The organism is Streptomyces sp. NPDC026417 (genome assembly GCF_055567695.1).
The window spans coordinates 17,202-41,722 of sequence record NZ_JBVHPY010000034.1 but is presented as its reverse complement, the minus strand read 5'-3'; the positions used below and the strand labels follow the sequence as shown (position 1 = coordinate 41,722).

The window sequence follows — 24,521 nt, the reverse complement described above, 5'->3', positions numbered from 1 at the left end:
GGGACGTAAGTCCTAGGAGGTTCCATCACTTTCGGGGAGACTCGGCCCGGAGTCGCCCCCAGCGGCGCAGCACTACTGGGAGAGTCGTATCCATGCAGGTCTGGCCTGGAGAGGCGTATCCACTCGGCGCGACGTACGACGGCGCCGGCACCAATTTCGCGGTCTTCTCGGAGGCCGCCGACCGGATCGAGCTGTGTCTGCTGCACGACGACGGCTCGGAGACAGCGGTGGAGCTGCGGGAGACCGACGCGTTCGTACGGCACGCGTATCTGCCCGGCATCATGCCGGGGCAGCGCTACGGATTCCGCGTGCACGGCCCGTACGCGCCGGGGCGCGGACTCCGCTGCAACTCCGCGAAGCTGCTGCTCGACCCGTACGCGAAGGCGATCAGCGGCGACATCAAGTGGGGCGAGGAGGTGTACGGCTATCACTTCGGGGCGCCCGACAAGAGGAACGATCTCGACTCGGCGCCGCACACCATGGCGTCCGTCGTGGTGAACCCCTACTTCGACTGGGGGGACGACCGGCGTCCCCGCACGGAGTACCACCACACGGTGCTCTACGAGGCCCACGTGAAGGGCCTCACGATGAAACACCCGGCGCTGCCCGACGAACTGCGCGGTACCTACGCGGCGCTGGCCCACCCGGCCATCATCGAACATCTGACCGGACTGGGTGTCACGGCTCTCGAACTCATGCCCGTGCACCAGTTCGTGAACGACCACCGGCTGGTGGAGATGGGTCTCAACAACTACTGGGGCTACAACACCATCGGCTTCTTCGCCCCGCACAACGCCTACGCGTCCTGGGGCGACCGCGGACAGCAGGTCCTCGAGTTCAAGTCCGCCGTCCGGGCGCTGCACGAGGCCGGGATCGAGGTCATCCTCGACGTGGTCTACAACCACACGGCCGAGGGGAACCACCTGGGCCCCACCCTGTCCTTCAAGGGGCTCGACAACCCGTCCTACTACCGGCTCACCGACGATCCGCGCTACTACATGGACACCACGGGGACCGGCAACTCCCTGCTCATGCGGTCCCCGCACGTACTGCAGCTGATCATGGACTCGCTGCGCTACTGGGTGACGGACATGCACGTCGACGGCTTCCGCTTCGACCTCGCGGCGACCCTCGCCCGGCAGTTCCACGAGGTGGACCGGCTGTCCTCGTTCTTCGACCTGGTGCAGCAGGACCCCGTGGTCTCGCAGGTGAAGCTGATCGCCGAGCCGTGGGACGTCGGCGAAGGCGGCTACCAGGTGGGCAACTTCCCGCCGCTGTGGACCGAGTGGAACGGCAAGTACCGCGACACCGTGCGGGACATGTGGCGGGGCGAGCCGCGCACGCTGGCGGAGTTCGCCTCCCGGCTCACCGGGTCCAGCGACCTCTACCAGGACGACGGCCGCCGTCCCCTGGCCTCCATCAACTTCGTGACCTGTCACGACGGCTTCACCATGCACGACCTCGTCTCCTACAACGAGAAGCACAACGACGCCAACGGAGAGGACAACCGCGACGGCGAGAGCCACAACCGGTCCTGGAACTGCGGCGCCGAAGGCGAGACCGACGACCCGGCCGTCCTGGAACTGCGGGCCCGTCAGATGCGCAACTTCCTCGCGACCCTGATGCTCTCCCAGGGCGTGCCGATGCTCAGCCACGGGGACGAGTTCGCCCGCACCCAGGGGGGCAACAACAACGGCTACTGCCAGGACAGCGAGCTGTCCTGGGTGCCGTGGCCGGAGGACGGCAGCCCGCTGCTGGACTTCACCCGCGCGATGGTGTGGCTGCGACGGGACCACCCGGTCTTCCGGCGCCGCCGCTTCTTCCACGGGCGGCCGGTGGAGGGCACGCACGACGACCTGTCGGACATCGCGTGGTTCACCCCGGAGGGCAAGGAGATGACCCAGCGCGACTGGGACTCGGCCCATGCGCGGGCGCTGACCGTGTTCCTCAACGGTCATGCCATCTCCGAGCCGGGCCCCCGGGGGGAGCGGATCTCCGACGACTCGTTCCTGCTCATGTTCAACGCCTCGCCGAAGACGCTGGACTTCGTGATCCCGGTCGATCACGGACGGCAGTGGCAGGTGGTCGTCGACACGGCACGCGCCGACGGAGTGCCACCGGGATCCGGCCAGAAGGTCCAGGCCGGTGACAGCCTGACCCTGGTGGATCGGAGCATGACGGTGCTGCAGCGGCCCGCCTGACGCGGCGCCGGTGACGGAGGGGCACGCACGCGTGGCGGGGTGTTTCGGACGGCGACCCGCCGCACGTCGTGCCCCTCCGGCCTGCGTGCCGCCGGAGGGCCGGACGCCTTCGCCGGGGTTCCCGGCGCCTCCGGTCGCCGGAAATCAGCCACCCGCGCGCGTGTCTGCGCCCGCGTCCATGACACGAAGGGCGGCCGGGCGGGTACGTAGGTCTGCATGAGATCTGAGCGCCCCGACCCGGTGACACCCACGGCCACGTACCGGCTGCAGCTGCAGCCGGAGTTCCCCTTCGGGGCGGCGGAGGCGGCCGTGCCGTACGTGGCCTCGCTCGGCGTCTCCCATCTGCATCTCTCCCCCGTCCTGGAGGCGGTCCCGGGTTCGCTGCACGGCTACGACGTGGTGGACCACGCGCGCGTACGGGCCGAGCTGGGCGGCGAGGAGGGGCTGCGGTCGCTGGCCCGCACCGCGCGGGAGCACGGCCTGGGGCTGGTGGTCGACATCGTGCCGAACCACATGGCGATGGCACCGCGGCACAACCGTCCGCTGTGGGAGGTGCTGCGGGAAGGCCCGGATTCGCCCTTCGCCCGCTGGTTCGACATCGACTGGCAGGCCCAGGACGGCCAGCTGCTGCTCCCGGTGCTCGGACAGCCGTTCGGCGCGGAGCAGGACCGGCTCAAGGTCGACGGTGACGTCCTTCGCTACTACGACCACGTGTTCCCCCTGCGCGAGGGCACCGAGGACCTGCCGCTGCCGCAACTCCTCGACGCGCAGTGGTACCGGCCGGTCTGGTGGCGGCTGGCCCGGACCGAGCTGAACTACCGCCGCTTCTTCAGCATCTCGGAGCTCATCGGGGTGCGGGTGGAGGACCCGCAGGTCTTCACCGCGACCCACGCGACGATCCTGCGGCTGCTCGGCGAGGGCGTGATCGACGGCCTGCGCATCGACCACCCCGACGGTCTCGCGGACCCGGACACCTACCTGCGCCGGCTGCACGAGGCGACCGGCGGGCGCTGGACGGTGGTCGAGAAGATCCTGGCCGACGGCGAACCGCTGCCGCCCTCCTGGCCCGTCGCGGGCACCACCGGATACGACGCCCTGCGGCACGTGGACGGCCTCTTCACGGACCCCGGGGGCGCCGGGGAACTCCTGGGCCGCTTCCGTGCCTTCGCGGCCCCAGGGAGCGACGCGGGCGGCCACTGGGAGGCCACGGTGCGGCGCGCCGCCCACGAGGTCGTCACCCACGAGCTGGCCACCGAGGTCGAGCGGCTCACGCGCGCCGCGGGCCGACTGTGCGCGAGCTCCCCCGAGCCGGAACTCCGCGACCGCGCCCCCTGGGCGCTGCGCACCGCCCTGCGCGAACTCCTCGTCCGCATGGAGGTCTACCGGCCGTACGCCTCCGGGGACGCGGCCTCCGTCGTCACCGAGGAGGCGGCGGCCGAGGCCCGGCAGGCCTTCACGGTGCCCGAGGAGGCACAGGCCGTGGACGTCGTACGCGACCTGGTGCTCGGCCGGGCGGGTGAGGGGCCGGGGCACGCGGAGTTCCGGGCCCGGTTCGCGCAGACCTCGTCCGCGCTGCGCGCCAAGTCCATGGAGGACACCGCGTTCTACCGGTACGTGCCCCTCCTGTCGGCGAACGAGGTCGGCGGCAACCCGGGCAGCCCGTCGGTGTCCCCGGCGGAGTTCCACGCCTACTGCGCGCGCGTGCAGCGCGACTGGCCCGCCACGGGAACCGTGCTGTCGACGCACGACACCAAGCGCAGCGCCGACGTGCGCGCGGCGGTCACCGTGCTCTCCGAATGCCCCGAACGGTGGGCCCGCGTCCTCGACGAGGTGACCGGCCCCGGCGCGGCCGGGGTGCCCGATCCCCAGGTGGCCTGGGCCGCCTGGCAGACCGTGTTCGGCCTCGGCCCGGCCGACGCGGAACGGGTCCGGGGAGCGATGACCAAGCACATCAGGGAGGCCGGACTGCGGACCACGTGGACCGAGCAGGACCCCGCGTACGAGGAGGCGGTGGCGGCCTTCGTCGAGGAAGGCCCCTGCGGGCCCCCGGCCCGGCTCGTGCACGACTTCCGGGGCACCGTCGAGCCGTACGTGCGGGCGAACGCCCTCGGTGCGGCCCTGGTCCAGCTGACCATGCCGGGCGTGCCGGACGTCTACCAGGGCACGGAGGGCGAGTACCGGGCCCTGGTCGACCCGGACAACCGGCGTCCGTTCGCACCGCAGGAGCGCCCCTCGGCGAAGGCCGCGCTCACCACGGCCGCCCTGCGGCTGCGGCGGCGGCGCCCGGACGTCTTCGGCGAGGGCGCGACGTACGCACCCCTCGACGCCGTGGGTCGGGCGGCGCCGCACTGCCTCGCCTTCGTGCGCTCCGGGGAGGTCGTCACGGCCGTCACGCGGCTGTCGCTGCGCCTGGCCGAGGACGGCGGCTGGCGGGACACCCGGCTGGAGCTGCCGCCCGGCCGGTGGGCCGATGTGCTCTCCCCGGGGCGGGAGTTCTCGGGACACGCGCAGATGGCGGAGCTCTTCGCCGAGCTGCCGGTGGCGTTGCTGGAACGGGTGTCCCGGGTCAGTCGACCCGCACCAGCAGGGTCCGCGGCGAGCGGTTGAGGAGGCCCGCCGCGGCGGGCCGGAAACCCGGCGCCCAGCGCAGCCGCGGGAGAGCCTCCAGCAGGGCGCCGAGGCCGCGCTCCGCGGTGCGCCGGGCCAGCCGGGCGCCGGGGCCCGCGTCGCCGGACAGGTCGTACGGCAGCTCCCCCGCGTCGGCACGGAAGGCGTCGTAGCGGTCGGGGTCGGCGAAGCGTGCCGGATCCCGGCCGGCGGCGCCCGGCAGACAGGCCACGGTCGCGCCGGCGGGGATCACGCCGACGGGCTCGGCGGCCCGGAGCGGGACGACGTGCAGGGGCGGGTCCCGGCGCAGGGACTCCGCCCAGGCTCCCCGCAGCAGCTCGGGACGCGCGCGGATCAGCTCCAGCTGGCCCGGGTGGTCCAACAGGTTGGCGAGGCACGAGGCGAGGGCGTGGCCGGTCCGCACGGCCGCGTCCAGCAGGTCCCCGGCGAGGGCGGTCACGGTCTCGTCGGGCAGCGGTCGGCCGTCGACGCGGGCGGTGCAGAGCACGGAGAGCAGGTCGGCGCGCGGGTGGGTGCGGCGGCGGCCCACGTACGGACGCAGCAGCGCCTCCCAGGGCGCCCCGCCGGGCCGCAGCAGTCCGCTCTCCCCGTGCCGGTCCGGGGGCGGCTCGCACCGCTCCCGGACGCGGCGGGTGTCCTCGCGGGGCAGACCGAGCACGACCACGGCCGCGGCGACGGGCAGCCAGTGGCAGAACTCCGCGACCAGATCGGCCTCCCGGCGTCGGGCCAGCCGGGAGGTCAGCACATGGGCGACGCGCTCGATCCCGGCGGTGAACGCCTCGTCGTGGAGCGCGGAGTGCAGCAGGGCCCGCGCACCCTGCGCCCGCGGCGGCACACCCGCCCGCGGCGCGGCGAGCCTCGGGTCCGCCAGGGCGGCGCGCACGTCGGCGTACCGGCTGACCAGCCAGGCCCCGACGGGCTCGTCGTAGACGAGGGGGAAGCCCTCGCGCAGGGCGCGGTAGAGCGGGAAGGGGTCGCGGGCGGTCCCGGGCGCGCCCAGGCTGGGCGGCGCCGGTCGCCGCGGCGGGAGCGGCGGACCGGCCGGCGGGGCGGGGGCCGTGGCGCCGCCGGGAAGGCCGTGAGGACACAGCACCGCCGGTCTCCCGCCTCTGGGTCTGCGCGCGGTGGACTCCGCGCGCGGCTGGTCCCCAGCGCACCACCGGACCCCCCGGACCGCAGTCCCGGTACGCCCGGCCGGGTGAACTCGGCCCGCCTCGGCCCGGCGGGCACCCCGGCTCCGCCGTCCCGGCCGCGGCGGGCGCGGACCCGGGCGGCACACGCCGGTGGCGGCGGGCGGGCGACCCGCTCGTGACCGCGTACGCTCCCGGGGCCCGGGCCCGTTGGACGGCGCGCAGGGGTGGACGGCCCCGCGCCGTCCGCGCCCGTGGCGCTCACGGCCGGGGCGGGGCGCCGGGGCGGCAGGCGGGCCGAGTCCGGCGCGGCCGCCGCACGACCCGCTGCCCGGCGGGCCCGCGGGCGTGCGCCCGGGCGGCCCGGGCTGCGGTCCCGGCCGGTGGTCCGGAGGGGTTCTCGGCACGGTGTGAAGTAGCGGTAGCGGCAACCCGGGCCCCCTGCTGACGGTAAATGCCCCCGGGCGCCCCGTGGAGCCGCCCCGGGATTTCCTTGACACTTCACCGAGTACGTGGAGTACTGCGGATTGCGAGTGCCGGGCGGACACGTCGGGGGTGAGTCCACTGCCGGAGCTGCGCTACCTCAGTGTGTCCGAACTCTTCTCGTCCGCACGGGCGCTGGCAGGCCACCGGCCGGGGCTGTGCACACTCAGGCAGGTCGGCGTCTCGCGCGCGGGCCGGGCCCTGCACCTGCTGTCCGTGGGCCACGCCGCGCGGGCGGTGCTCGTCGTGGCGGGGGCGCACGCCAACGAGCAGACGGGCGGCTCGACCGTGCTGGCGCTCGCCGAACGCGTGCTGGCGGAGCGGGAGTTGCGGGCCGACACCTCCTGGCACTTCCTGCTCTGCGCGGACCCGGACGGCGCGAGCCTGCATGTGGCCCCGGCCCCGCGCACCCTGCTCGACTACCACCTCGGGTTCTTCCGGCCCGCCGGGCCCGAGCAGCCCGAGTGGTCCCCGTCGGTGCTGCCGCCGGACCGGTTGCCGCCCGAGACGCGGACGCTCCTGCGGGTCATCGACGAGCTGCGCCCCTACCTCCAGGCGACGTTGCACGGCACCGATCTGGGCGGCAGCTGGGTGCAGTTGACCAAGGACGTGCCCGGTCTCGCCGAGCCGTTCGCCAAGTCCGCGGCGGAGCTGCACATCCCGGTGGAGACGGGAGCCTCGGACGCCGCCGGCTGGCCGGCCTCGGGACCCGGGGTCCATGTGATGCCGCCGCCCGGCTCGCACACGGCGTACCCGAGCATGCCGGACGACGCACGGCACAGCACCTGGTACCGCGCGCACCGGTACGGCGGTCTGACGGCCGTCGTCGAGGTGCCGATGTGGGCCAGCGACCTGGTGGACGATCCGGCGCCGCATCCCGCGCCGGCGGCGGCACTGCGGCATCTCGCACGGCGGCTGGCGCGGGACGCGGCGCAGGTGGAGCGGATCCTGGCGGAGGCCCTGCCGCGGCTGCCGGGCCCCGGCGGTCCGCTGCTCCGGGCCGCCCGGTGGGCGCTGGAACTGGCCCCGGGGCTGGCCTGCGACTGGGCCGAGGACCCGCCGGCGGACACCACGGCGGCGTACGTCGGCAGTGTCGACGCGTTCGGCCGCCGGCTGCCGCTGCGGGCCGCGGCGATGCTGCTGCGTGTCCTGCGGGAGGCCGACGACCGCGCGGTCCCCCGCCTGGAACGCCTGGTCGCACGCTGGAGCGAGGACTTCGCCGCGCACTTCCGGGGCCGGTGGGTACCCCTGGAGCACCAGGTCGAGCACCAGGCCCGCACGGTCGTCGCGGCGGCCCGCCACGCCCGCGCCGGGGCGGTGTGAGGCGAGGGCGGCACGCGCGCGTACGGAGCTGCGCGGGGTACGCGCGCATGGCGCCCCGGCCCGGTCCGCGACCCGCGTCCGCGGGCTCCCGCTCGTCGTCGCGGCCCGTCGACGGGTGGTCGGTCCGCCAGGCGATCAGTCGGACAGGGCGAACACCGTCCTCGTCTCGGCGGCCATCACGCACGCGTTGGGGAAGGTACGGCTGTACTCGGTCGGGCGTCCCGCCCACTCGCCGCGCGCGGAGACCGTCACCGGTGCGTAGACCATGGGGCAGACGGTGCCGGGGCCGGGCCGCAGTCGGGAGATGTCCCCCTGGACGGCCCGCAGTTCGTCGCACGCCTGCGCCGCGCGGAGGTGCCCCTGGGGCGGGTCGCAGAGCAGCAGCGTGCCGCGGGTGGCGCCGGAGCCGGTGGTGACCGTCAGGTAGAGCCAGTCGGCCGGGACCGCCGGCCGGGGGGCCGCCTGGGCGGGGGCGGGGAACAGCGCGAGGAGGGCGATCGCCGCCGGCAGACCGCCCCGTACCGCTCGATTGGTTTTCGTCATTCCCGGTGCATCGGCACGGCGGCCTGCGATCCCCACCCGGGCTCACCCGAACGCATGCGTCCGGCCTCGCGGCGTCGCGCCAGTTCGAAGGCGGCCAGCACGACGCGCGCCTGGAACTCGACCTGCCGCGCGACCGGCACCCAGCGGGCTCCGTATCCGTCGTGGTAGTCGGCGCACCACTCGTCGATGAGCCGGTCCAGCTCCGCCAGTACGCCGCTCGCCCCGGCGCCGGCCGCCAACTGGCGCAACAGGCCCGCCGTGCGCAGCGCGACCCGCCGCCCCGAGATGGCGAGGGCCGTCAGGCGCGCGGTGTCCAGCGGCGGCAGCGGGCGTCCGCCCCCGTCGTCGACGTCGGGGTCCCAGGAGTCGGCGAGTCCGGGGCCGACCAGTAAATAGTCGTCGACCGGCGCGAGGAGGCGGGCCGCGTCCGGGACGGCGTCCGCCGAGGGCCGGATCGACGCCCGTATCCCCCCGAGGAGTTCGGTGTCGCGGCGCAGCGACCGGCTCACCGTCCTGAGGACGGCGTCCGCGTCCGGGGGCCGGAGGGAGCTCTCCACGGCGGTCACGCCCCACATCGGCGCCTCCACGACGGCCGTCACCGTGCCGTGGGGGTGCGGGTGGAACCAGGTGGACTCCACGGCGGCCTCGGTGATGGCGGCGGCCAGGTCGCCCCTGCGCGGGGGCGGGATGCGATAGACGGCGGGGCCCAGGGTCGGCCAGTACAGGGTGTCGTAGGGACCCAGTTCGCGCGGGATGCCGAGCCGGGCGGCGGTGTGCGCGACGCGCTGGGCGAGGCCCGGCAGGTCGCGGGTGAGTTCGACGAAGCCGCCGCCCACGTCGACGCCGTGCAGCGAGGCCTGGAAGAAGGGCCGCAGCTCGTCCTGGAGGGCGAGTAGCGTGCGGGTCTCGGGCAGCGCGGCCGCGGCCGCTCCCTCGGGCAGCCATTCGGGCTGCTCCAGGAAGCCCGGCCGGAAGAAGTTCCGGAAGTAGTGGCCCAGGGTGTACGGGCCGGACAGCCAGGGCTCGTTGCGGCGCGCGCCGTCGGGGTCGAGGCAGAGCAGCAGGTTCCAGGTGACGTCGGCGTCCTTGCCCAACCGCGGTTCGGCCAGGGCCCGTTCGGCGAGTCGCAGGACGGTCGCCCCGCCCACCGGCTCGTTGGCGTGCGGTCCGGCGACGATCAGCGTGTGGCGGCTGCCGTGTCCCACGGACAGCAGCCACATCGGGGTGCCCGCCCGTGACGTCCCCGCGCGGCGCAGCCGGGCGTCCCGGGGGTGGCGGGCGACGAGTGCGGCCGCGCGGGCGCCCAGCTCGTCCACGGTCGGATAGCGGAGCACTGGCGGCAGGACGCACCTCACCTGAGAAGTGGGGCCGGCGGTTCACCTGATGTGTGTGAAGTAGGCACAGTCAGTCATGGCGCAGGGGGTACGTCAACACCACGTGGCAAGAAGGAAGTTGGCCGACCTCGCTGGGTAAACCCCAGGCCAGAGCTTGGCGGGCGGGGCGGCCCGGAGGCAGGCCGCCCTCACTCGGAGGCGAGCCGGAACGCCATCCGCCCGAACGCGACCTGATCGCCGTCCCGGACCACCGCCGCGCCGATGACGCGCCGTCCGTTCACCGTCGTGCCGTTGGTCGAGCCGAGGTCGCGCAGCACCCACAGCCCGCCCTGGCGGCTCAGTTCGGCGTGCACACGGGAGACGGTCTCGTGGTTCAGCCGGAGGCCGCTGGCGGGATCCCGGCCGATGCGCAACGGGTAGCCGCCGCCCGGGTTGGGCAGCTGGAGCTTGGGGAGGCGCTCGGCCTGCCAGGCCCTGCGCAGCCGTACGGAGAAACCCGACACCGCCTCGACGGTGCCGAAGACCAGGCGCGACCAGCGGCCCTCGGTGGCCAGATCCGCGGTGAGCACGGCGAGTTCCTCGGAGCGCCGGGCGGCCAGCGCCAGTTCCATGCGCCGGATGAAGGTGTCGTGCGAGAGGCGCCCGAGGGCGACGCCGTCACGGAGCACCTTCAGCGCCCTGTCGCGCTCGGCGTCCGAGGGCCGCGCGGGGTACGTGTGGAACTCGAAAGACGACGTCACGGTGGTGATTGTCGGACAGCGCGGCCGGAGTGTCCAGAAAACGGGGAAAGGACCACCGCGGCCGGCGGAATCGCCCGGCGCGGCAAAAGGGTCGATTCAAAAGCGAATTGATCTCGCGTGACGCACCATGGACGGGCGACGTCACGCTGAGCAGACGAGGGAGAACCGTCCGTGCAGTTCGAGGTGTGGGCACCACAGGCCGACCGGGTCACGCTCCAGTGCGGTGGCACCGCGCACGCGTTGGGGCGCGATCCGGACCGTGCGGGATGGTGGACGGGAGAGGCCGACGCGCAGGACGGCACGCGGTACGGGTTCGCCGTGGACGACGGTCCCGTGCTGCCCGATCCGCGCTCGCGGCGGCAGCCCGACGGCCCGGACGGGCTGAGCGCGGTCGTCGACCAGGGGCGCTACGCCTGGCGCCACCCCTGGCCGGGCCGCGGCCTGCCGGGCGCGGTCCTGTACGAGCTGCACGTGGGGACGTACACGCGCGAGGGCACCCTGGACGCGGCCGCCGCACGGCTGGAGCACCTGGCGGACCTGGGCGTGACGCATGTCGAGCTGATGCCGCTGTGCCCCTTCCCCGGCCGGCACGGCTGGGGGTACGAGGGGGTCTCGCTGTGGGCCGTGCACGAGCCGTACGGCGGGCCCGAGGCACTGAAACGGTTCGTCGACCGGGCGCACGAGCTGGGGCTCGGCGTCGTCCTGGACGTCGTGCACAACCACCTGGGCCCCTCCGGCAACTACCTGCCGGCGTTCGGGCCGTACTTCACGGACACCCATCAGACGCCCTGGGGCTCCGCCGTGAACCTGGACGCGCCCGGCTCCGACGACGTGCGCGCGTACCTCGTCGGCAGCGCGCTGGCATGGCTGCGGGACTACCGGCTCGACGGGCTGCGCCTGGACGCGGTGCACGCGCTCGTGGACACGCGGGCCCTGCACTTCCTCGAGGAACTGTCGACGGCCGTCGACGAGCTGGCCGCCGACGTCGGCCGGCCCCTGTTCCTGGTCGCGGAGTCGGACCTGAACGACCCGCGGCTCGTCCGGCCCCGCAAGGAGGGCGGCCTCGGACTGCACGCCCAGTGGAACGACGACTTCCACCACGCCCTGCACACGACGCTGACCGGTGAAGGCCAGGGCTACTACGCGGACTTCGCCAGGTCCCCGCTCGCGGCGCTCGCGAAGACGCTGACTTCCGGGTTCTTCCACGACGGAACGTATTCGAGCTTCCGGGGCCGCCGGCACGGCCGGCCGCTGGACCGTACGCACGTGTCGGCGCACCGGCTGCTGGGTTACTCCCAGACCCACGACCAGGTCGGCAACCGCGCCCTGGGCGACCGGCTCTCCGCCTCCCTCTCCCCCGGCCTGCTGGCCTGCGGGGCCGCACTGACGCTCACCGGCGCGCTCACGCCGATGCTGTTCATGGGCGAGGAGTGGGCGGCCGGCACTCCCTGGCAGTTCTTCACCGACCACACGGACCCCGAGCTGGCGGACGCCGTACGGCGGGGCAGGCGGCGGGAGTTCGCGGCGCACGGCTGGGCCGAGGAGGACGTGCCCGATCCGCAGGACCCGGCGACCCGGGAGCGTTCGTGTCTGGACTGGTCCGAGCTGGAACCGGGGCCGGACAACGCCCTCCACACCCGCGTCCTGGCCTGGTACCGCGACCTGATCGCCCTGCGCCACCGGCTGGCCGACCTCTCCGACCCCGATCTCGCGGCGGTCAAGGTCGCCTACGACGAGCAGGCCCGCTGGCTCGCCCTCGGGCGCGGGGACGTCCGGGTGGCCGTGAACCTCGGCAAGGAGCCGGCGGTGATCCCGCTCGGGCTCAGGCGGGCCCGCGTACTGGCCGCGTGGGAGCCGGTGACGGCCCCGGGGCCGGACGGGCTGCTGAGCCTGCCGGGCGAGTCCTGCGTGGTGCTGACCCAGGCCTGAGAGGCATCCCGGCGCTCAGGGCCCGTCGTCCGGCCCGTCCCGCAGATCGGTGACGCGTTCCAGGAGGATCGGCTCCCAGGCGCGGTGGAGCCGGGTGCGCAGGAGCGGCAGGTCGGCGCCCGCGCGGCCGTGGAGCCGGTCGGCGAGGCGCAGCACCGCGTCGCAGCGGGCCAGCCACAGGCCGCGCAGGCAGGGGCGCGCCCCGTACCCCGCGAGCGTCGCGGCGCGCACGGCGGCGGGGGCGCCGACGGCGACGGCGAGTCCGGCGATGTCCTCGGCGGGATCGCCGAGCACGGCGCCGGTCCAGTCGAGGACGCCGCGCACCCGTCCGTCGCCGCTGAGCACGAGATGCCCGCCCGTGAGCCCGTGGTGCACGAGGACCGCGCCGCCGGGCTGGGCGGCGAGCTGGACCGCCCCGGGCGCGGTGAGCTGACCGAGCCGGGCGGGGTCGAACTCGTCGGCGTCGGCGAGCCGTCCGGCGGCCTCCTCGGCCGCGGAGCGCAGCTCCTCCAGGGAACGCGGCGCCGTGCGCGGGACGCCGAGCGTCTCGGCCTGCCGGACGGGGACGTCACGCAGCCCGGTGAGCAGCCCCGCCAGGTCCGCCTCGCCCACCGCCGAGACGGCGCGCTCCTCGGCGCTGGCGCCGGGCAGCCTGGTGTCGAGCGTGAAGGCCGGGCCGCCGTCGGCTCCGTCGCCGTGGGCGACGCTCACCGGGACGGGGACCGGCACGTGCGGCCGTGCGAGGTCGCGCAGCCGCAGTTCGCGGCGCAGCAGCACGGCGGCCTCGCGGTCGGGGGCGAGGCGCAGCACATGACGGGTGCCGACCCACCAGGTGCGGTGGGCGCCGTCGTCCACCACGGGCCGGACGTCGGGTCCCGCGCCGGCCGCGCCGCCGTCGGCGAGCAGCGAGCGGACCAGTCGGCGGACGGTGTCCGCGGTCGGTGTCGAGCCTTGGGTCATGGTCGCGCCATTGCCGTTCGGGACGTGGTGGGAGTCTTCCGGTGCTCGGTCAGTCGACGATCATCAGTTCGCGGTCGGTGGTGTTGAGGCGGCGTCCGCCGTCCTCGGTGACGGTCACGATGTCCTCGATGCGTACCCCGAAACGGCCCGGGAGATAGATGCCCGGTTCCACGGAGAAGCACATCCCGGGGACGAGGGGCTGTTCCTCGCCCTCGATCATGTACGGCGGCTCGTGGGTGGTGACGCCGATGCCGTGGCCGGTGCGGTGGATGAAGCGGTCGCCGTATCCGGCGTCGTCGACGACCGCGCGGGCGGCCCGGTCGACGTCCTGGCAGGCGGCTCCCGGCCGGACCGCCCGGACCCCCTCCTCCTGGGCCGCGCGCACGATGTCGTGCACCGTGCGCTCCTCGTCATCCGGCTCGCCGACGTGCACGGTGCGGGAGGTGTCGGAGCCGTAGCCGTGCACGAGGCCGCCGAAGTCGAGGACGACCATGTCGCCGCGTTCGATGACCCGGTCACCGGCCTCGTGGTGCGGGTTGGCGCCGTTCGGGCCGGAGCCGACGACGGTGAAGTCGACCTGGGAGTGCCCGTGCTGCCGCAGCAGGTCGGCGAGGTCGGCGGCGACGTCGGTCTCCCGGCGCCCGGCGAAGGGGACCTTCAGGATCTCCTCGTACGTGGCGTCGGCGGCGGCGCCGGCGGCCGCCAGACGCTCCAGCTCCGCGGCGTCCTTGACCGCGCGCAGCATCGGCAGGGACTCGGTGAGCGAGGCGTAGCGCGTGTCGGGCAGCCGCTGCTGGAGGCCGAGCAGGTGCATGGCCCACGCGTTGTCGCTGACTCCGAAGCGGCCGGCGCGGTCGAGCAGGGCGGCGGTCGCCTCGTAGGGGTCGGTGCCGTCGGTCCAGTCGCGGAGGGTCAGCGCGCTCGCCGCTGCCGCTGCCGCCGCGTCCGGGGCCTCCAGGGTGGGGACCACCAGGACCGGGTCCTCCCCGGGCCTGAGCACCAGCAGGGTGAGTCGTTCGGTCTCCACCGGCCGGTACCCGGTCAGCCAGACGAGGTCGGGGCCGGGCGCGACCAGGACGCCGGCGAGACCGGCGTCGGCAGCGGACCGCGCCGCCCGGCGCATCCGTGCCGCGTAGTCGTCGGCGGTGAAGGGCTCGGGCGTGCCGGTCATCCATGCCTCCGTGTGTCCGGAGTTCCCCCAGGGGCCTACGGGCAGCATCCTGCCCCTCCGGTGCGGCCCGCGCGAGCCGGTTGCGTCGGTTGATCCATGGCACGGCCGACGGCGGGGTGCCGGCACCGCGCCCCGGTGCTCGTCACCCACCGCGGAGGCGGGGTTGTCGCCGCCGATCCGCTAATGCTTAGATGCGTTTCATCCATTAGTCGCGTGGGTGCAGCGTCCGCGCGGCCGGCAAGGAGGGGGCGGCCATGCTCGTGCTGGCGCACATCAGCGACCTGCACCTGGACGGGACGGAGCGGGCCACGGCGAGGGCCCGGCGGGTACGCGACCGGCTGTGGGGGCTGCGGGGACGGGTGGACGCCCTTCTGGTCACCGGCGACATCGCCGACCACGGCACGGAGGCGGAGTACGAGGAGGCCGCCCGCCTGCTCGGGCTCCGCGGTGCCCGACCGGGCACCCCCGCGCCCTTTCCCGTGCTGGCCTGCCCGGGCAACCACGACGTCCGCGCCCCCTTTCGCAAGGCGCTGCTCGGGGAGCCCGCGAGCGACGGCCCCGTCAACCGCCTGCACCTCCTCGACGGCGCCGCCGTGCTGATGTGCGACTCCAGCATTCCGGGCAGCGACGAGGGCGCGCTCGACGCGGAGACGTACCGCTGGATCGAGGCCACGCTCGACGAGCTGGACGGCGGCCTCCCGGTGCTGCTCGCCTTCCACCATCCGCCGGCGGCCCTGCACCACCCCCTGCCGGACGCGTACCCGTTGCGCGAGGCGGGGGCCCTGGAGGCCCTGCTGCGGCGCCGGCCGGAGATCGTCGGACTCGTCACCGGTCACGCCCACACTCCGGCGGCCACGACGTTCGCCGGGCGCCCGCTCCTCGTCGGCCCGGGGGTGACGTGGACGCTGCGACTGCCCTGGGAGGGCGAGGGTGCGGCGGACCTGGACGCCCCGCCCGGGCTCGCGTTCCACGTGCTCGACGACGAGCGGCGGCTGACCAGCCATTTCAGGGTGGCGTGAGGACCGCGCCCCCGAGCGGCGCCCCGCACCTGCTCGGCACCCCCGTGAGCGGCGTGTGCCGAGCGCCGGTTCCGCGGCGGCGCTCCACGGTGGGGCACTGTGCGTCAGGTGACGACACCGGGCGTCGCGGACAGCCGCTGCCGGGCGCCGTTCGCGTGCCGCACGGTCAGCGTGACGGGGGACCCGGACCGTACGGCCGCCACCGCACGCGCGAGTCCCTCGGCGGAGTCGACCCGCGTCGCACCGAGGGCCAGCAGGACGTCACCGCGCACCAGACCCGCCGAAGCGCCCGGCCCCGGCTGATGGACACCGACGACGAGCGCTCCGCCACCCCGCGGCACGTCCACGGCCTCGACTCCGAGCGTGAGGCGGGCCGGGCTTCCCCTCCATGCGGAACTCCCCAGCCCCGAGGCCGACTTGGCCCCCACGGACGGGCTCCGGCCGGCGGTCTCCCCCGGCTCGGCCGACCCCGCCGGTGAGCCGGACTCCCCCGGGGCACCCGCGCGTCCGGACGGGACGGGCACCGCGGGCGCACCGGAGCCCGGCTGCCGCTGCAGCTCCGCCAGCCTGCTCATGCCGATCACGGCGGCGCCCACGGTGCCGAGGCCCACGCCCGACAGCACGAGTCCCGTCGCGACGCACAGGCCGAAGAGCCAGGTCGCGAACCGCCTGCCGCGCCGCCGGGCGGCGTGCGGACGCCGGGGCGCGCCGCCCGGCTTGCGACCACCCGGGGGGCGGTCGTCACCTGACTCCCGGCCCGGCATCGGCTTGGGACGCAACGCAGTCTGTTCCATGGCTCGCCTCCGGCAGATGCTCTACCCCGTGCTCCGCCGCGCGACGATTCACCAACGAGTGAGACTGGATACCGCGTTCGAACCGATGCCCCTCCCCCGGGCGGGGCGTCAGCCCGTGTGACCGTCGTGCCCGCCGTGGCCCGTGCCGTGGTCGAACGCCATCACCTCCCGGGGCACGACCACGAAGGGCCGCATCATGCCCATGTCCTCGTGCTCCAGGAGATGGCAGTGGTACATGAACCGGCCGTACGCGCCGTCGAAGCGGCCCATCACGCGCACGAGCTGACGGCCGGGCACCCGGAAGGTGTCCTTGTACCCCCGCTCGTTCGGGGCCGTGGGGAGGTCGCCGGTGTACCGGAGGGGGCCGAGGGTGCCCCCGACGCCCACGTCGAAGCCGGAGACGTCGTACGCGTCGCGTCCCATCAGCTGGAAGTCGGCGAGATGGATGTGCATGGGGTGGGTGATCGGCACCAGGTTGAGGAAGCTCCACTGCTCGTAACTGCCCTCGGCGACGGTGAAGCCCAGGCCGTCGTTGAACGTGCGCGCCGTGCGGCGGTACGTCTTGGTGACGCCGTCCCGGCCGGTCACCTGGATGACCCCGTCGGTGGGGACCTGGACGAGGCCCGGGTCCTCGACCTCGGTCATCTCCCAGATCTCGGGGTGCCCGCCGCCGCCCTTGGTGGGGGGCGGGGTGAGCACGATCAGGCGGTGGCCGTGCTCGACGTCGTGCGTGATCCGGCGGAAGGACCCGGAGAGGATCTCGGGCAGCTCGAACGTGTCCGGCGGCTCGGGCTCGCAGCCGCCGACCCGGAACTCCATCACCTCGGGAAAGGGGACGTCGTTCAGCGGGTCGGGCACACCCGGTGGCTGCCCGCTCCCCTTGTTCACCAGCCGCAGCCGCCGGCCCGCGAACGCCCGGAAGTCGGCCAGCAGGTCGAACCGCTCCGCCGGGGCGGCGGTCAGGGCGGGCAGCGACGCGTCGAAGTCGACCGGCACGGGGCGGGGCAGCAGACCGCCGTCACTGCCGATCTGGTGCAGGACGCCGGGCACCGGGACGTTGTCCTCGTCGACCAGGACGAGGTCGTAGATGCGCGCGTTCGACGCGTTCACCAGCCGGAAGCGGTACCACGCGGCGTCCACGTCGGCGTACGGCCAGATGGTGCCGTTGACCGTCGTGTACGGACCGGTGAACGGCAGGGTAACCGGCTTCCCGGTCTCCGGGTTCCGCGGCTGGACGACGACGGTCTTGTGCAGCAGCCGCCCGTTCAGCCGGCCGTCCTCGTCCGTGTCCAGGTTCCGGTCGGCGAGCAGGAGCGGGATCTCCCGCTCCCCCGAGGGGAGGCCGAGCGCGTCCTCCTCGTCGTCACGGACGAGGTAGGTGCCGTAGAGGCCGGAGTACACGTTCCACCGGGTGATGTTCATGGCGTGGTCGTGGTACCACCACTGCACGGCCTGGTGGTCGTTGCCGTACTCGGAGAGCTGGGCGTCGCCGGGGCCCACCGCGTTGTCGGTCCACCCGTCGTTGCCGCCGCCCGTCTGGGCGCCGTGCAGGTGCGTCACCGTCCAGGCGGGCAGCGCCGCGACACCCTTGAGCGGCTCGGCGCCCCCGCGGCCCGGCTCGGTGGTGGGCTGGGGGGTGCCGGGGGCGGCGGCGGGCACCTCCACGGCGGTGACCGGGTACTCGGCACCGCGCGGGATGCGGTTGGTCCAGGCGATGCGCACGCGCCGGCCGCGGCGCACCTCCACGGTGGGCCCCGGCACCGATCCGTCGTACCCCCACATCAGGGTCGGCGGCAGCTGCGGGTGCAGCCGCACCCAGGTCGGGCGCAGCGCGATCTCGGTCTCCCGGAGCGGGTCGTCCGAGCCGGGCCGCAGGACGGGCGGCACCCGCAAGGCACTGACGTAGGGCGCGAGTTCCCCCGGGGCGGGCGCCGGCTCCGCCCCCTCCCTCGCGTCCCCGATCCGGTCACTCACCCTTTCGACGACATCGGTCAAGGTCGAACACCCCCGTGTTCCCGGCCTGAGCGGCCCCCGTGGTGCGGCCCGGTCGGGGCCGCCTTCACCTCGAAGGACTCGCGAGGCACCACCGACGTTCCAGGAATGCCCCATTCCGGGCAAAGATGGCCGAAACGAGGGCGCCCTGGCCCGTGGCGGGGACGGGCGTACCGCCCCGGCACTCGGTGGGGAGCGTCCCGGGACGGTACCGAGGCGTCACACGGAGACGGGAGCCCCGGCCGACGACCAGGTGAACGGAAGGGCCGGCACCTGGTCGGGGACGAACCCGTGGGCGCGGCGGGCCAGGTCGGCGGCGCCGTAGCGACGGCAGTCCTGGTGCCATTTCAGAATGCCGGCCATCCAGTTCTGCAGCTCCCCGACATAGCCCTCCATGATGCCGCGGGCCTCCTCCGAGAGCTTGAAGTCCTCGTACAGGATGGGCAGTTCATGGGCCGCGACGTGCTGGAACTGCTGCATGCGCTGGGTCATCAGGTCATGGATGACGCCGAGCCCGGTCGGGTAGTCGCAGCCGAAGAAGTTCTGCACGACGAGGATGCCGTTGTGCACCTCGCCCTCGTACTCGATCTCCTTCTGGTACGAGAAGACGTCGTTCAGCAGCATCGCGTAGTCCATCGCCGCGTTCTCCAGCGAGCGGACCGGGCCGCTGCGGTAGACCTCCGGTGGGACCTGCGGGCCGTGGCCGAGCCGGCACAGGTTCATGGTCAGCTCGGAGCCGAAGGTGGCGCGGCGCATCTCCAGGTAGTCGACCGGGTCCGGGATGCGGTTCTGGATCTGGTTGGCGAGCTCCCACACCCAGCTCTCCGTCATCACGTCGACCGCGGCCTTCAGGGTCCGGCGCGCCTGCGGGGTCATCCCGGCCGTCGTCCGCGTCCACAGGTCGACGAGCCCGCGCTCCATGCCGTTGGCGGGGACCGGGGGCTCCTCGCCGTCCACGGGCATGCAGGCCGAGAGCCGCGCGGTGCACACCTTGGCGGTCGCCAGGTCCCGGCGGTGCCCGAAGACGAGCGGGTAGTAGTCGTCGCCGTAGGTGCCCCAGGCGAGCCACTGGGACGCCAGGTCGAGGCCTTCGGGGGTGGCGTCCGGATGGATGCCGGCCGCGCACAACGGCAGGTCGTAGGCGGCGAGTTTGTCCTCGTCCCAGACCCCCTCGGCAAGGATTCCCATGGCGTGCGCCCAGCCGGTGATGCGGTGGCGCGCGCCGTCCAGGTGAGGGCTGAGCGTCACCGGGAACGGCATGTGGAAGTCCGGCAGTCGCGAGGGGCCGACCTTCTGGAAGGGCACATGGGTGAACGACCGCATCCGCTCGGCGCCGGCGGAGGAGAGCAGGGCGCCGACGTCGGCCGCGGAGGTGCCGAACCCGGAGGCGCCGAAGGGTTCCGTCGCGAGGGCCCCCTCGTTCATGTACCGGCTGGAGCGCATGTGCCACTCGTGCCCGCCGGACTGCCAGTCCTGCAGGCCCCGCGCGTACGCCGCGACGGCCGCGACCTCGTCGGGGGCGAGCCCCTGTTCCAGGGCGAGCGCGGGCACCTCGGTGAGCGCCGTGTGCTCGAACTGCTGCAGGCGCGAGGTGAGGACGTCGTTGACCGTCTCGGCGGCCTCCTGCGTCGTACAGCCGAAGAAGGTCTCCAGGACGAGGACGCCGTTGCTCAGCTCGCCCTCCTCCTCCACCTCGCGCTGGTAGGAGAAGAGGTCGTTGCGCAGGTGCACCCCGTCGGAGAACGTCTCCATCAGCACGCGCAGCGGCCGTGACCCGGCGACGCGGGCGGGCACCTCGGCCGTCGCGTACTCGACGAGCCCCGCCGACCAGGGGGCTCCGCCCACCTTGCGGCGCATCTCGATGTACTCGACGGGGTTGGCGATCCGCCCCTCGTTGATGTTGGACAGCTCCCAGAGCGATTCGTTCAGCAGGTGCTCGGTGGAGACGGCGAACCTGCGGCGCCAGTCCAGGGACATGACGGGGACCGTGCGCGCCCACAGGTCGGCGAGCCCCGCCTCGACCGGGTTCTCCGGCTCCGGCACGGGTGTGGCCAGGTCGAGCGGCATGAAGAGCGGCAGCCGGTCCAGGTAGGCCTTGCCGCCCTCGCGGTCCTGGGTGCGCTTGAAGGTCTCCAGGAAGTGGTCGTCGAAGAAGAACACCCACACGTACCAGTCGGTGATGAGCGAGAGCGCGGGACCGTCGCAGTCGGGGTGGGTATAGGCGCACAACAGTCCGTAGTCGTGCGCGTCAAGGTCGGACTGCTCCCAGATGCCGGAGCCCTCCAGCATGCCCATGCCGCGCGCCCACTCGGTCGTGTGGGCGCGGGCCTCGTCCACGTGCGGGTTGAGCCGCGCGGGATACGGCATGTAGAAGTGCGGGAGTTCGAACGGCTGCGTCATGGCCGGGCCCTACCCAGGCCCTCCCGCGGGCATCCGGGAGCCCGGACATGATCACACCATCGCGTGAAATGGTTCCATTGGCGTCCCCCGAGGGGGAGTTGTCGGCTCGCGCGCCCGGCAGCGCGCTCTTGCCGGGCAGCGGGGGGCCGGTCACCGTAGGCGCATGACCTCCTTCGTGCTGCCCCATGAAGTGCACGGCGACGGCTCCCACAAGGTGTTCGCGGTGCACGGCTGGTTCGCCGACCGGTCGGCGTACGCACCGCTCCTGCCGGACCTCGACCGCGCCTCGTTCCAGTACGCCCTGGTGGATCTGCGCGGCTACGGCGCGGCCCGGGAGGCGGCGGGCGCGTTCACGACCGCCGAGGCCGCCGCGGACCTGGTCCGGCTCGCCGACCTGCTCGGCTGGGACCGGTTCTCGGTGGTCGGGCATTCGATGGGCGGCAGTGTCGCGCAGCGGATGCTGGCGCTCGCCCCGCGGCGGCTGCGCCGGATCGTCGGGGTCTCGCCCGTGCCGGCCTCCGGGCTGCCGCTGCCCGCGGAGCAGTGGGAGCTGTTCGCGGAGGCGGCCCACCGGCCGGAGAACAGACGCGCCATCCTCGACTTCACGACCGGGGGCCGACGCCCCGCGGCCTGGCTCGACCGGATGGTGGCGCGCTCGCTCGCCCGCAGCGACACCAAGGCGTTCCGGGCCTGGCTGGACTCCTGGGCGGGCGAGGACTTCCACGCCGAGGTGGAGGGCGCGACGGTGCCGGCGCTGACCGTGACGGGGGCGCTGGATCCCGCCCTGTCCGCCGGGCTGATGGCGGAGACCTGGCTGCGCTGGTATCCGCACGGGCGGCACCACGAGTTGCCGGGGGCCGGCCACTACGCGATGGACGAGACACCCCTGGACCTGATCTCGGCCGTCGAGGCGTTCCTGCGCGAGGACGGCACGGACCCGGGTGGCGGAGCGGCGGCTCGGACGCCCGAGTCCACGAGGGCCGACGCCGACGCGCCGGTGGGGCCGGTTCCGGCAGGAGTCGCGGGCACGGGCGCGGACGTGGTGCCCGGCCCCGCGGGGACGGGGCAACCAGGCGGACCCGGGCCCGGCCCGGCCGGCGGGGGCCGCCGGACCGGTGCCGCCGCAGAAGGCGGCTCCGTGTGAGCGTGCGTCAGGCGCTGCCGGTCCCCGACGTGTTCGATCCGCGGCGGTACGGCGAAGGCGTGCCGTACGCCGCCTACCGGGTGCTGCGCGACCACTACCCGGTCGTCCGGCAGGAGGAGCCCGAGGTGCTCGGCTGGCCGGCGGGACCGGGCTTCTGGGCGGTGACCCGGCACGCCGACGTGGTCCGGGTGCTCAAGGACCCGGCGGTGTACTCCTCGTGGCTGGGCGCGACCCAGATCCGCGACCCCGACCCGGCCGACCTGCCGTTCATCCGCCGCATGATGCTCAACCAGGATCCGCCGGACCACGGCCGGCTGCGCCGGCTCGTGAGCCGGGCGTTCACGCCCCGCCGCATCGACCGCTTCGAGGCGTCGGCACGCGCCCGGGCCCGCGCTCTCCTGGCGCGCGGCATCGACGCGGCCCGCGCGGGCGACGGCACCTGCGACCTCGTCACGACGGTCACCGACGACTACGCCCTGCTGAATCTGGCGGACCTGCTCGGCGTACCGGAGAGCGACCGCGGGCTGTTGCTGCACTGGACGCGGCGGGTCATCGGCTACCAGGACCCGGAGGAGGCGGGCGAGCCGCCGACCGACGCCACCGGCCGGCCGGTCGACCCGCGCTCCCCCGCCGCCCTCGCCGACATGTTCGCGTACGCCCGGGAACTGGCCGCCCACAAACGGCGTCACCCGGCCGACGACCTCATGACGACGCTCGCCACCGACCCCGAACTCGCCGAGCCCGAGCTGGAGATGTTCTTCTTCCTGCTCACGATCGCGGGCAACGACACCGTGCGCAGCGCCGCACCCGGCGGCCTGCTCGCGCTCGCCGGACATCCGGAGGCCTGCCACGGCCTGCGTACGGGCCGGTACGAACTCAGCACGACGGTCGATGAGTTGCTGCGCTGGCACCCGCCGGTGCTGAGCTTCCGGCGGACCGCGGTCACCGACACCACGCTCGCCGGGCAGCGCATCCGCGCGGGCGACAAAGTGGTCGTGTTCCACGCGTCGGCCAATCGCGACGAGCGGGTGTTCACCCGTCCGGACCAGCTGGACCCGGCCCGCTCCCCGAACCCGCACGTCTCCTTCGGCGACGGGCCGCACGTCTGCCTCGGCGCGCACTTCGCCCGACTGCAACTGCGGGTGCTGTACGGGGAGACCCTTGAGGCGGTGCCCGCACCGCGGGTCGCCGCGCCTCCCGCCCGCCTGGTCTCCAACTTCATCAACGGCATCAAGTCGCTGCGGCTGCACGTGACATGAGCGGCCGCGGCAGGCCGGCGGCCGGGCGTCCGCTCAACGCCTGGCCTGGATCAGGGCGTGGGTGCCGCTCGTCCGCCAGCGCTGCCCCTGTGCGGCGACGAGTGCGGACTCGACGGCCGGCTCCAGGCCGACGACCACGTCCGACTTGAGGGTGCGCAGGGCGGCGACCGGACCGGGGAAGTACGCGGTGGCGTGGGCGAAGGACGTGGTGGGCGGCCACAGGCGGTCCCCCACCAGCCGGCGGTAGTTGAGGTCGCCCTTGAGGAGGGTCACGTCCGCCCGCCCGAACTCGGCGGCCAAGTCGTCCGGCATGTCGGCGTACGGCAGCGGCGCACAGGAGAACGGGTGGGCGCGGACCGTGAGGCGGCCGTCGGTCAGCGCGGACCAGAGACGGTGACCGGACGCGGCGGCGGCACCGCGCGCCCCGGTCAGCCGGCGCACGGCGTCGAGCAGGTCGGCGGTCGTGGCGTCGGAGACGTAGTACGGATACGGCTTCAGATGCAGCACGACGTGGTCCGCGCGGCCGTGGCACAGCAGGTGGTCGATCAGGAGCAGGTCGGGGATCAGCTCCCGGCCCGCGTTGTCCGCCACCACGCACACGGTGCCGCCGGTCAGCAGGGACCAGAGCAACTCGCTGTCGTCCGCGACGAGTTGGCTGCCTCCGGACGAGTCCTCCGCGGCGGAGAGCCGGAAGCCGAGATCGGCGCGGTTGCCCCAGAGCGCCCCGTGGAGGAGCGCGGTCGCCTGTTCCCCGGTCGGGTGGTCCGCCGACTCGTCGAGCGCGGCCAGCTCCGCGTCCGCCTCCGGGGTGCCGAGTTCGGCGAGCTTGAAGGGCCGGAAGGGGTCGATCCCGCGCCACGGTCCAGGCCCGAAGTACCCGACGGCTTCGAGGAGTTTCCGGTAGAAGTAGCTCTCCGCCCAGAGGAAGGGCGCGTCGAACCAGGAGCGGCCGACGTACGACCGGCAGCCCCAGGTCTCCCACTGCGCCCGGTCGTCGGCGTCCGGGCCCAGCGGCTCCACGACCCCCTCGGTGGCGCTCTTCAGCAGCGCGTCGAGGGCCCGGTGCTGCTCGGGGCCGTAGGGGAAGGCGTCCCGGACCTTCCGGATGAGCGCCGGATGCCGCTCGGCCAGCACGCTGTGCGGGAAGGACTCCGGGTCGCTGCTGACGATCACGGGGGCGTCGGGCATGGGGGTGCGTTCCTCCGGGACGGGTCAGGGCCTCGGAGGCACAGTAGCGTCCCCGGACGGTTCCCCCGGGGCGGCCGGTCCGTGGCCGCGCTCCCGGACCGCCGCGCTCGCGCCCCGGGGCGACCCGCCGGTCCCCCGGGGCCCGTGTGCGCACGGCCCGGGACCGCCGCGGTGGGGGGGGGGGGGGGGGTGTGGGGGGGGGGGGGGGGAGCGGGGGGGGGGGGGGGGGGTGGGGGAAGGGAGGGGGGGGGAAGTGGGTGTTTGGGGGGGGGGGGTTCCGAAC

The 24,521-nt window shown here is 74.2% G+C and carries 16 protein-coding genes and 1 pseudogene; 7 read left to right on the top strand and 10 right to left on the bottom strand.

Annotated elements, in window-relative coordinates; all coding sequences use genetic code 11:
* Window positions 1–92 precede the first annotated feature (92 nt).
* Both glgX and treY read left to right on the top strand, forming a co-directional pair.
* Complete coding sequence (glgX, locus tag ACZ4NT_RS35225) at window positions 93–2,201, top strand: glycogen debranching protein GlgX (RefSeq protein ID WP_121406699.1); 2,109 nt, start codon at window positions 93–95, stop codon at window positions 2,199–2,201.
* Between the two features lie 216 nt (window positions 2,202–2,417).
* Entirely contained in the window at window positions 2,418–4,808 is a 2,391-nt protein-coding gene (treY, locus tag ACZ4NT_RS35220; protein WP_467729259.1) for a malto-oligosyltrehalose synthase, read from the top strand.
* On the opposite strand, the gene ACZ4NT_RS35215 is transcribed toward treY, so the two are convergent.
* Window positions 4,768–5,922, bottom strand: coding sequence for a cytochrome P450 family protein (locus tag ACZ4NT_RS35215; protein ID WP_467729257.1), 1,155 nt, complete (start codon window positions 5,920–5,922; stop codon window positions 4,768–4,770). The two genes, treY and ACZ4NT_RS35215, sit on opposite strands and share 41 nt — an antisense overlap.
* Before the next feature lie 592 nt (window positions 5,923–6,514).
* Here ACZ4NT_RS35215 and ACZ4NT_RS35210 point away from each other — a divergent pair.
* Window positions 6,515–7,765 carry a M14 family zinc carboxypeptidase gene (locus ACZ4NT_RS35210; protein WP_121406697.1) on the top strand — a complete coding sequence of 417 codons (1,251 nt, stop codon included), beginning with the start codon at window positions 6,515–6,517 and terminating at the stop codon, window positions 7,763–7,765.
* A gap of 135 nt (window positions 7,766–7,900) precedes the next feature.
* On the opposite strand, the gene ACZ4NT_RS35205 is transcribed toward ACZ4NT_RS35210, so the two are convergent.
* The 3 genes from ACZ4NT_RS35205 to ACZ4NT_RS35195 form a co-directional block, all read right to left on the bottom strand.
* The gene (locus tag ACZ4NT_RS35205; RefSeq protein ID WP_121406696.1) at window positions 7,901–8,308 is read right to left on the bottom strand and encodes an SSI family serine proteinase inhibitor; all 408 of its coding nucleotides are present in this window, start codon (window positions 8,306–8,308) and stop codon (window positions 7,901–7,903) included.
* Window positions 8,305–9,624, bottom strand: coding sequence for a M14 family zinc carboxypeptidase (locus tag ACZ4NT_RS35200; protein ID WP_183117109.1), 1,320 nt, complete (start codon window positions 9,622–9,624; stop codon window positions 8,305–8,307). The genes ACZ4NT_RS35205 and ACZ4NT_RS35200 overlap by 4 nt, the downstream gene beginning before the upstream one ends.
* A gap of 206 nt (window positions 9,625–9,830) precedes the next feature.
* Window positions 9,831–10,382 carry an FHA domain-containing protein gene (locus ACZ4NT_RS35195; protein WP_121406694.1) on the bottom strand — a complete coding sequence of 184 codons (552 nt, stop codon included), beginning with the start codon at window positions 10,380–10,382 and terminating at the stop codon, window positions 9,831–9,833.
* Between the two features lie 171 nt (window positions 10,383–10,553).
* Between ACZ4NT_RS35195 and treZ the strand changes: the two genes are divergently transcribed.
* Entirely contained in the window at window positions 10,554–12,311 is a 1,758-nt protein-coding gene (gene treZ, locus ACZ4NT_RS35190) for a malto-oligosyltrehalose trehalohydrolase (protein ID WP_467729254.1), read from the top strand.
* A 15-nt stretch (window positions 12,312–12,326) separates the two neighbouring features.
* Here the strand turns inward: treZ and ACZ4NT_RS35185 are convergent, their stop codons facing one another.
* Both ACZ4NT_RS35185 and ACZ4NT_RS35180 read right to left on the bottom strand, forming a co-directional pair.
* Complete coding sequence (locus ACZ4NT_RS35185) at window positions 12,327–13,271, bottom strand: aminoglycoside phosphotransferase family protein (protein ID WP_467729252.1); 945 nt, start codon at window positions 13,269–13,271, stop codon at window positions 12,327–12,329.
* 49 nt (window positions 13,272–13,320) lie between these two features.
* A complete protein-coding gene (locus tag ACZ4NT_RS35180; RefSeq protein ID WP_467729250.1) occupies window positions 13,321–14,442 on the bottom strand; it encodes a M24 family metallopeptidase in 1,122 nt (373 codons plus the stop codon).
* A 254-nt stretch (window positions 14,443–14,696) separates the two neighbouring features.
* On the opposite strand from ACZ4NT_RS35180, the gene ACZ4NT_RS35175 reads away from it, so the two are divergent.
* Window positions 14,697–15,461, top strand: coding sequence for a metallophosphoesterase (locus ACZ4NT_RS35175; RefSeq protein WP_467729248.1), 765 nt, complete (start codon window positions 14,697–14,699; stop codon window positions 15,459–15,461).
* Between the two features lie 104 nt (window positions 15,462–15,565).
* Here the strand turns inward: ACZ4NT_RS35175 and ACZ4NT_RS35170 are convergent, their stop codons facing one another.
* From ACZ4NT_RS35170 to cyc2, 3 genes are all read right to left on the bottom strand, one after another.
* The gene (locus ACZ4NT_RS35170) at window positions 15,566–16,255 is read right to left on the bottom strand and encodes a PDZ domain-containing protein (RefSeq protein ID WP_467729246.1); all 690 of its coding nucleotides are present in this window, start codon (window positions 16,253–16,255) and stop codon (window positions 15,566–15,568) included.
* 108 nt (window positions 16,256–16,363) lie between these two features.
* A complete protein-coding gene (gene phsA, locus ACZ4NT_RS35165; RefSeq protein WP_467729244.1) occupies window positions 16,364–18,229 on the bottom strand; it encodes an O-aminophenol oxidase PhsA in 1,866 nt (621 codons plus the stop codon).
* Window positions 18,230–18,466: 237 nt separating this feature from the next.
* The gene (cyc2, locus tag ACZ4NT_RS35160) at window positions 18,467–20,647 is read right to left on the bottom strand and encodes a germacradienol/geosmin synthase Cyc2 (RefSeq protein ID WP_467729242.1); all 2,181 of its coding nucleotides are present in this window, start codon (window positions 20,645–20,647) and stop codon (window positions 18,467–18,469) included.
* Window positions 20,648–20,810: 163 nt separating this feature from the next.
* Between cyc2 and ACZ4NT_RS35155 the strand changes: the two are divergent.
* Window positions 20,811–21,578: pseudogene (locus ACZ4NT_RS35155) on the top strand (alpha/beta fold hydrolase); the annotation flags it as partial.
* Between the two features lie 209 nt (window positions 21,579–21,787).
* Window positions 21,788–23,050, top strand: coding sequence for a cytochrome P450 (locus tag ACZ4NT_RS35150; RefSeq protein WP_467729240.1), 1,263 nt, complete (start codon window positions 21,788–21,790; stop codon window positions 23,048–23,050).
* Between the two features lie 33 nt (window positions 23,051–23,083).
* Here ACZ4NT_RS35150 and ACZ4NT_RS35145 read toward each other — a convergent pair whose 3' ends face one another.
* The gene (locus ACZ4NT_RS35145; protein WP_467729238.1) at window positions 23,084–24,238 is read right to left on the bottom strand and encodes a damage-control phosphatase ARMT1 family protein; all 1,155 of its coding nucleotides are present in this window, start codon (window positions 24,236–24,238) and stop codon (window positions 23,084–23,086) included.
* Window positions 24,239–24,521 lie beyond the last annotated feature (283 nt).

Coding starts and splice junctions, on each gene's coding strand:
- glgX (WP_121406699.1), top strand. CDS start 93: ATGCAGGTCTGGCCTGGAGAGGCGTATCCACTCGGCGCGACGTACGAC.
- treY (WP_467729259.1), top strand. CDS start 2,418: ATGAGATCTGAGCGCCCCGACCCGGTGACACCCACGGCCACGTACCGG.
- ACZ4NT_RS35205 (WP_121406696.1), bottom strand. CDS start 8,308: ATGACGAAAACCAATCGAGCGGTACGGGGCGGTCTGCCGGCGGCGATC.
- ACZ4NT_RS35185 (WP_467729252.1), bottom strand. CDS start 13,271: ATGACCCAAGGCTCGACACCGACCGCGGACACCGTCCGCCGACTGGTC.
- ACZ4NT_RS35180 (WP_467729250.1), bottom strand. CDS start 14,442: ATGACCGGCACGCCCGAGCCCTTCACCGCCGACGACTACGCGGCACGG.
- ACZ4NT_RS35175 (WP_467729248.1), top strand. CDS start 14,697: ATGCTCGTGCTGGCGCACATCAGCGACCTGCACCTGGACGGGACGGAG.
- ACZ4NT_RS35170 (WP_467729246.1), bottom strand. CDS start 16,255: ATGGAACAGACTGCGTTGCGTCCCAAGCCGATGCCGGGCCGGGAGTCA.
- cyc2 (WP_467729242.1), bottom strand. CDS start 20,647: ATGACGCAGCCGTTCGAACTCCCGCACTTCTACATGCCGTATCCCGCG.
- ACZ4NT_RS35145 (WP_467729238.1), bottom strand. CDS start 24,238: ATGCCCGACGCCCCCGTGATCGTCAGCAGCGACCCGGAGTCCTTCCCG.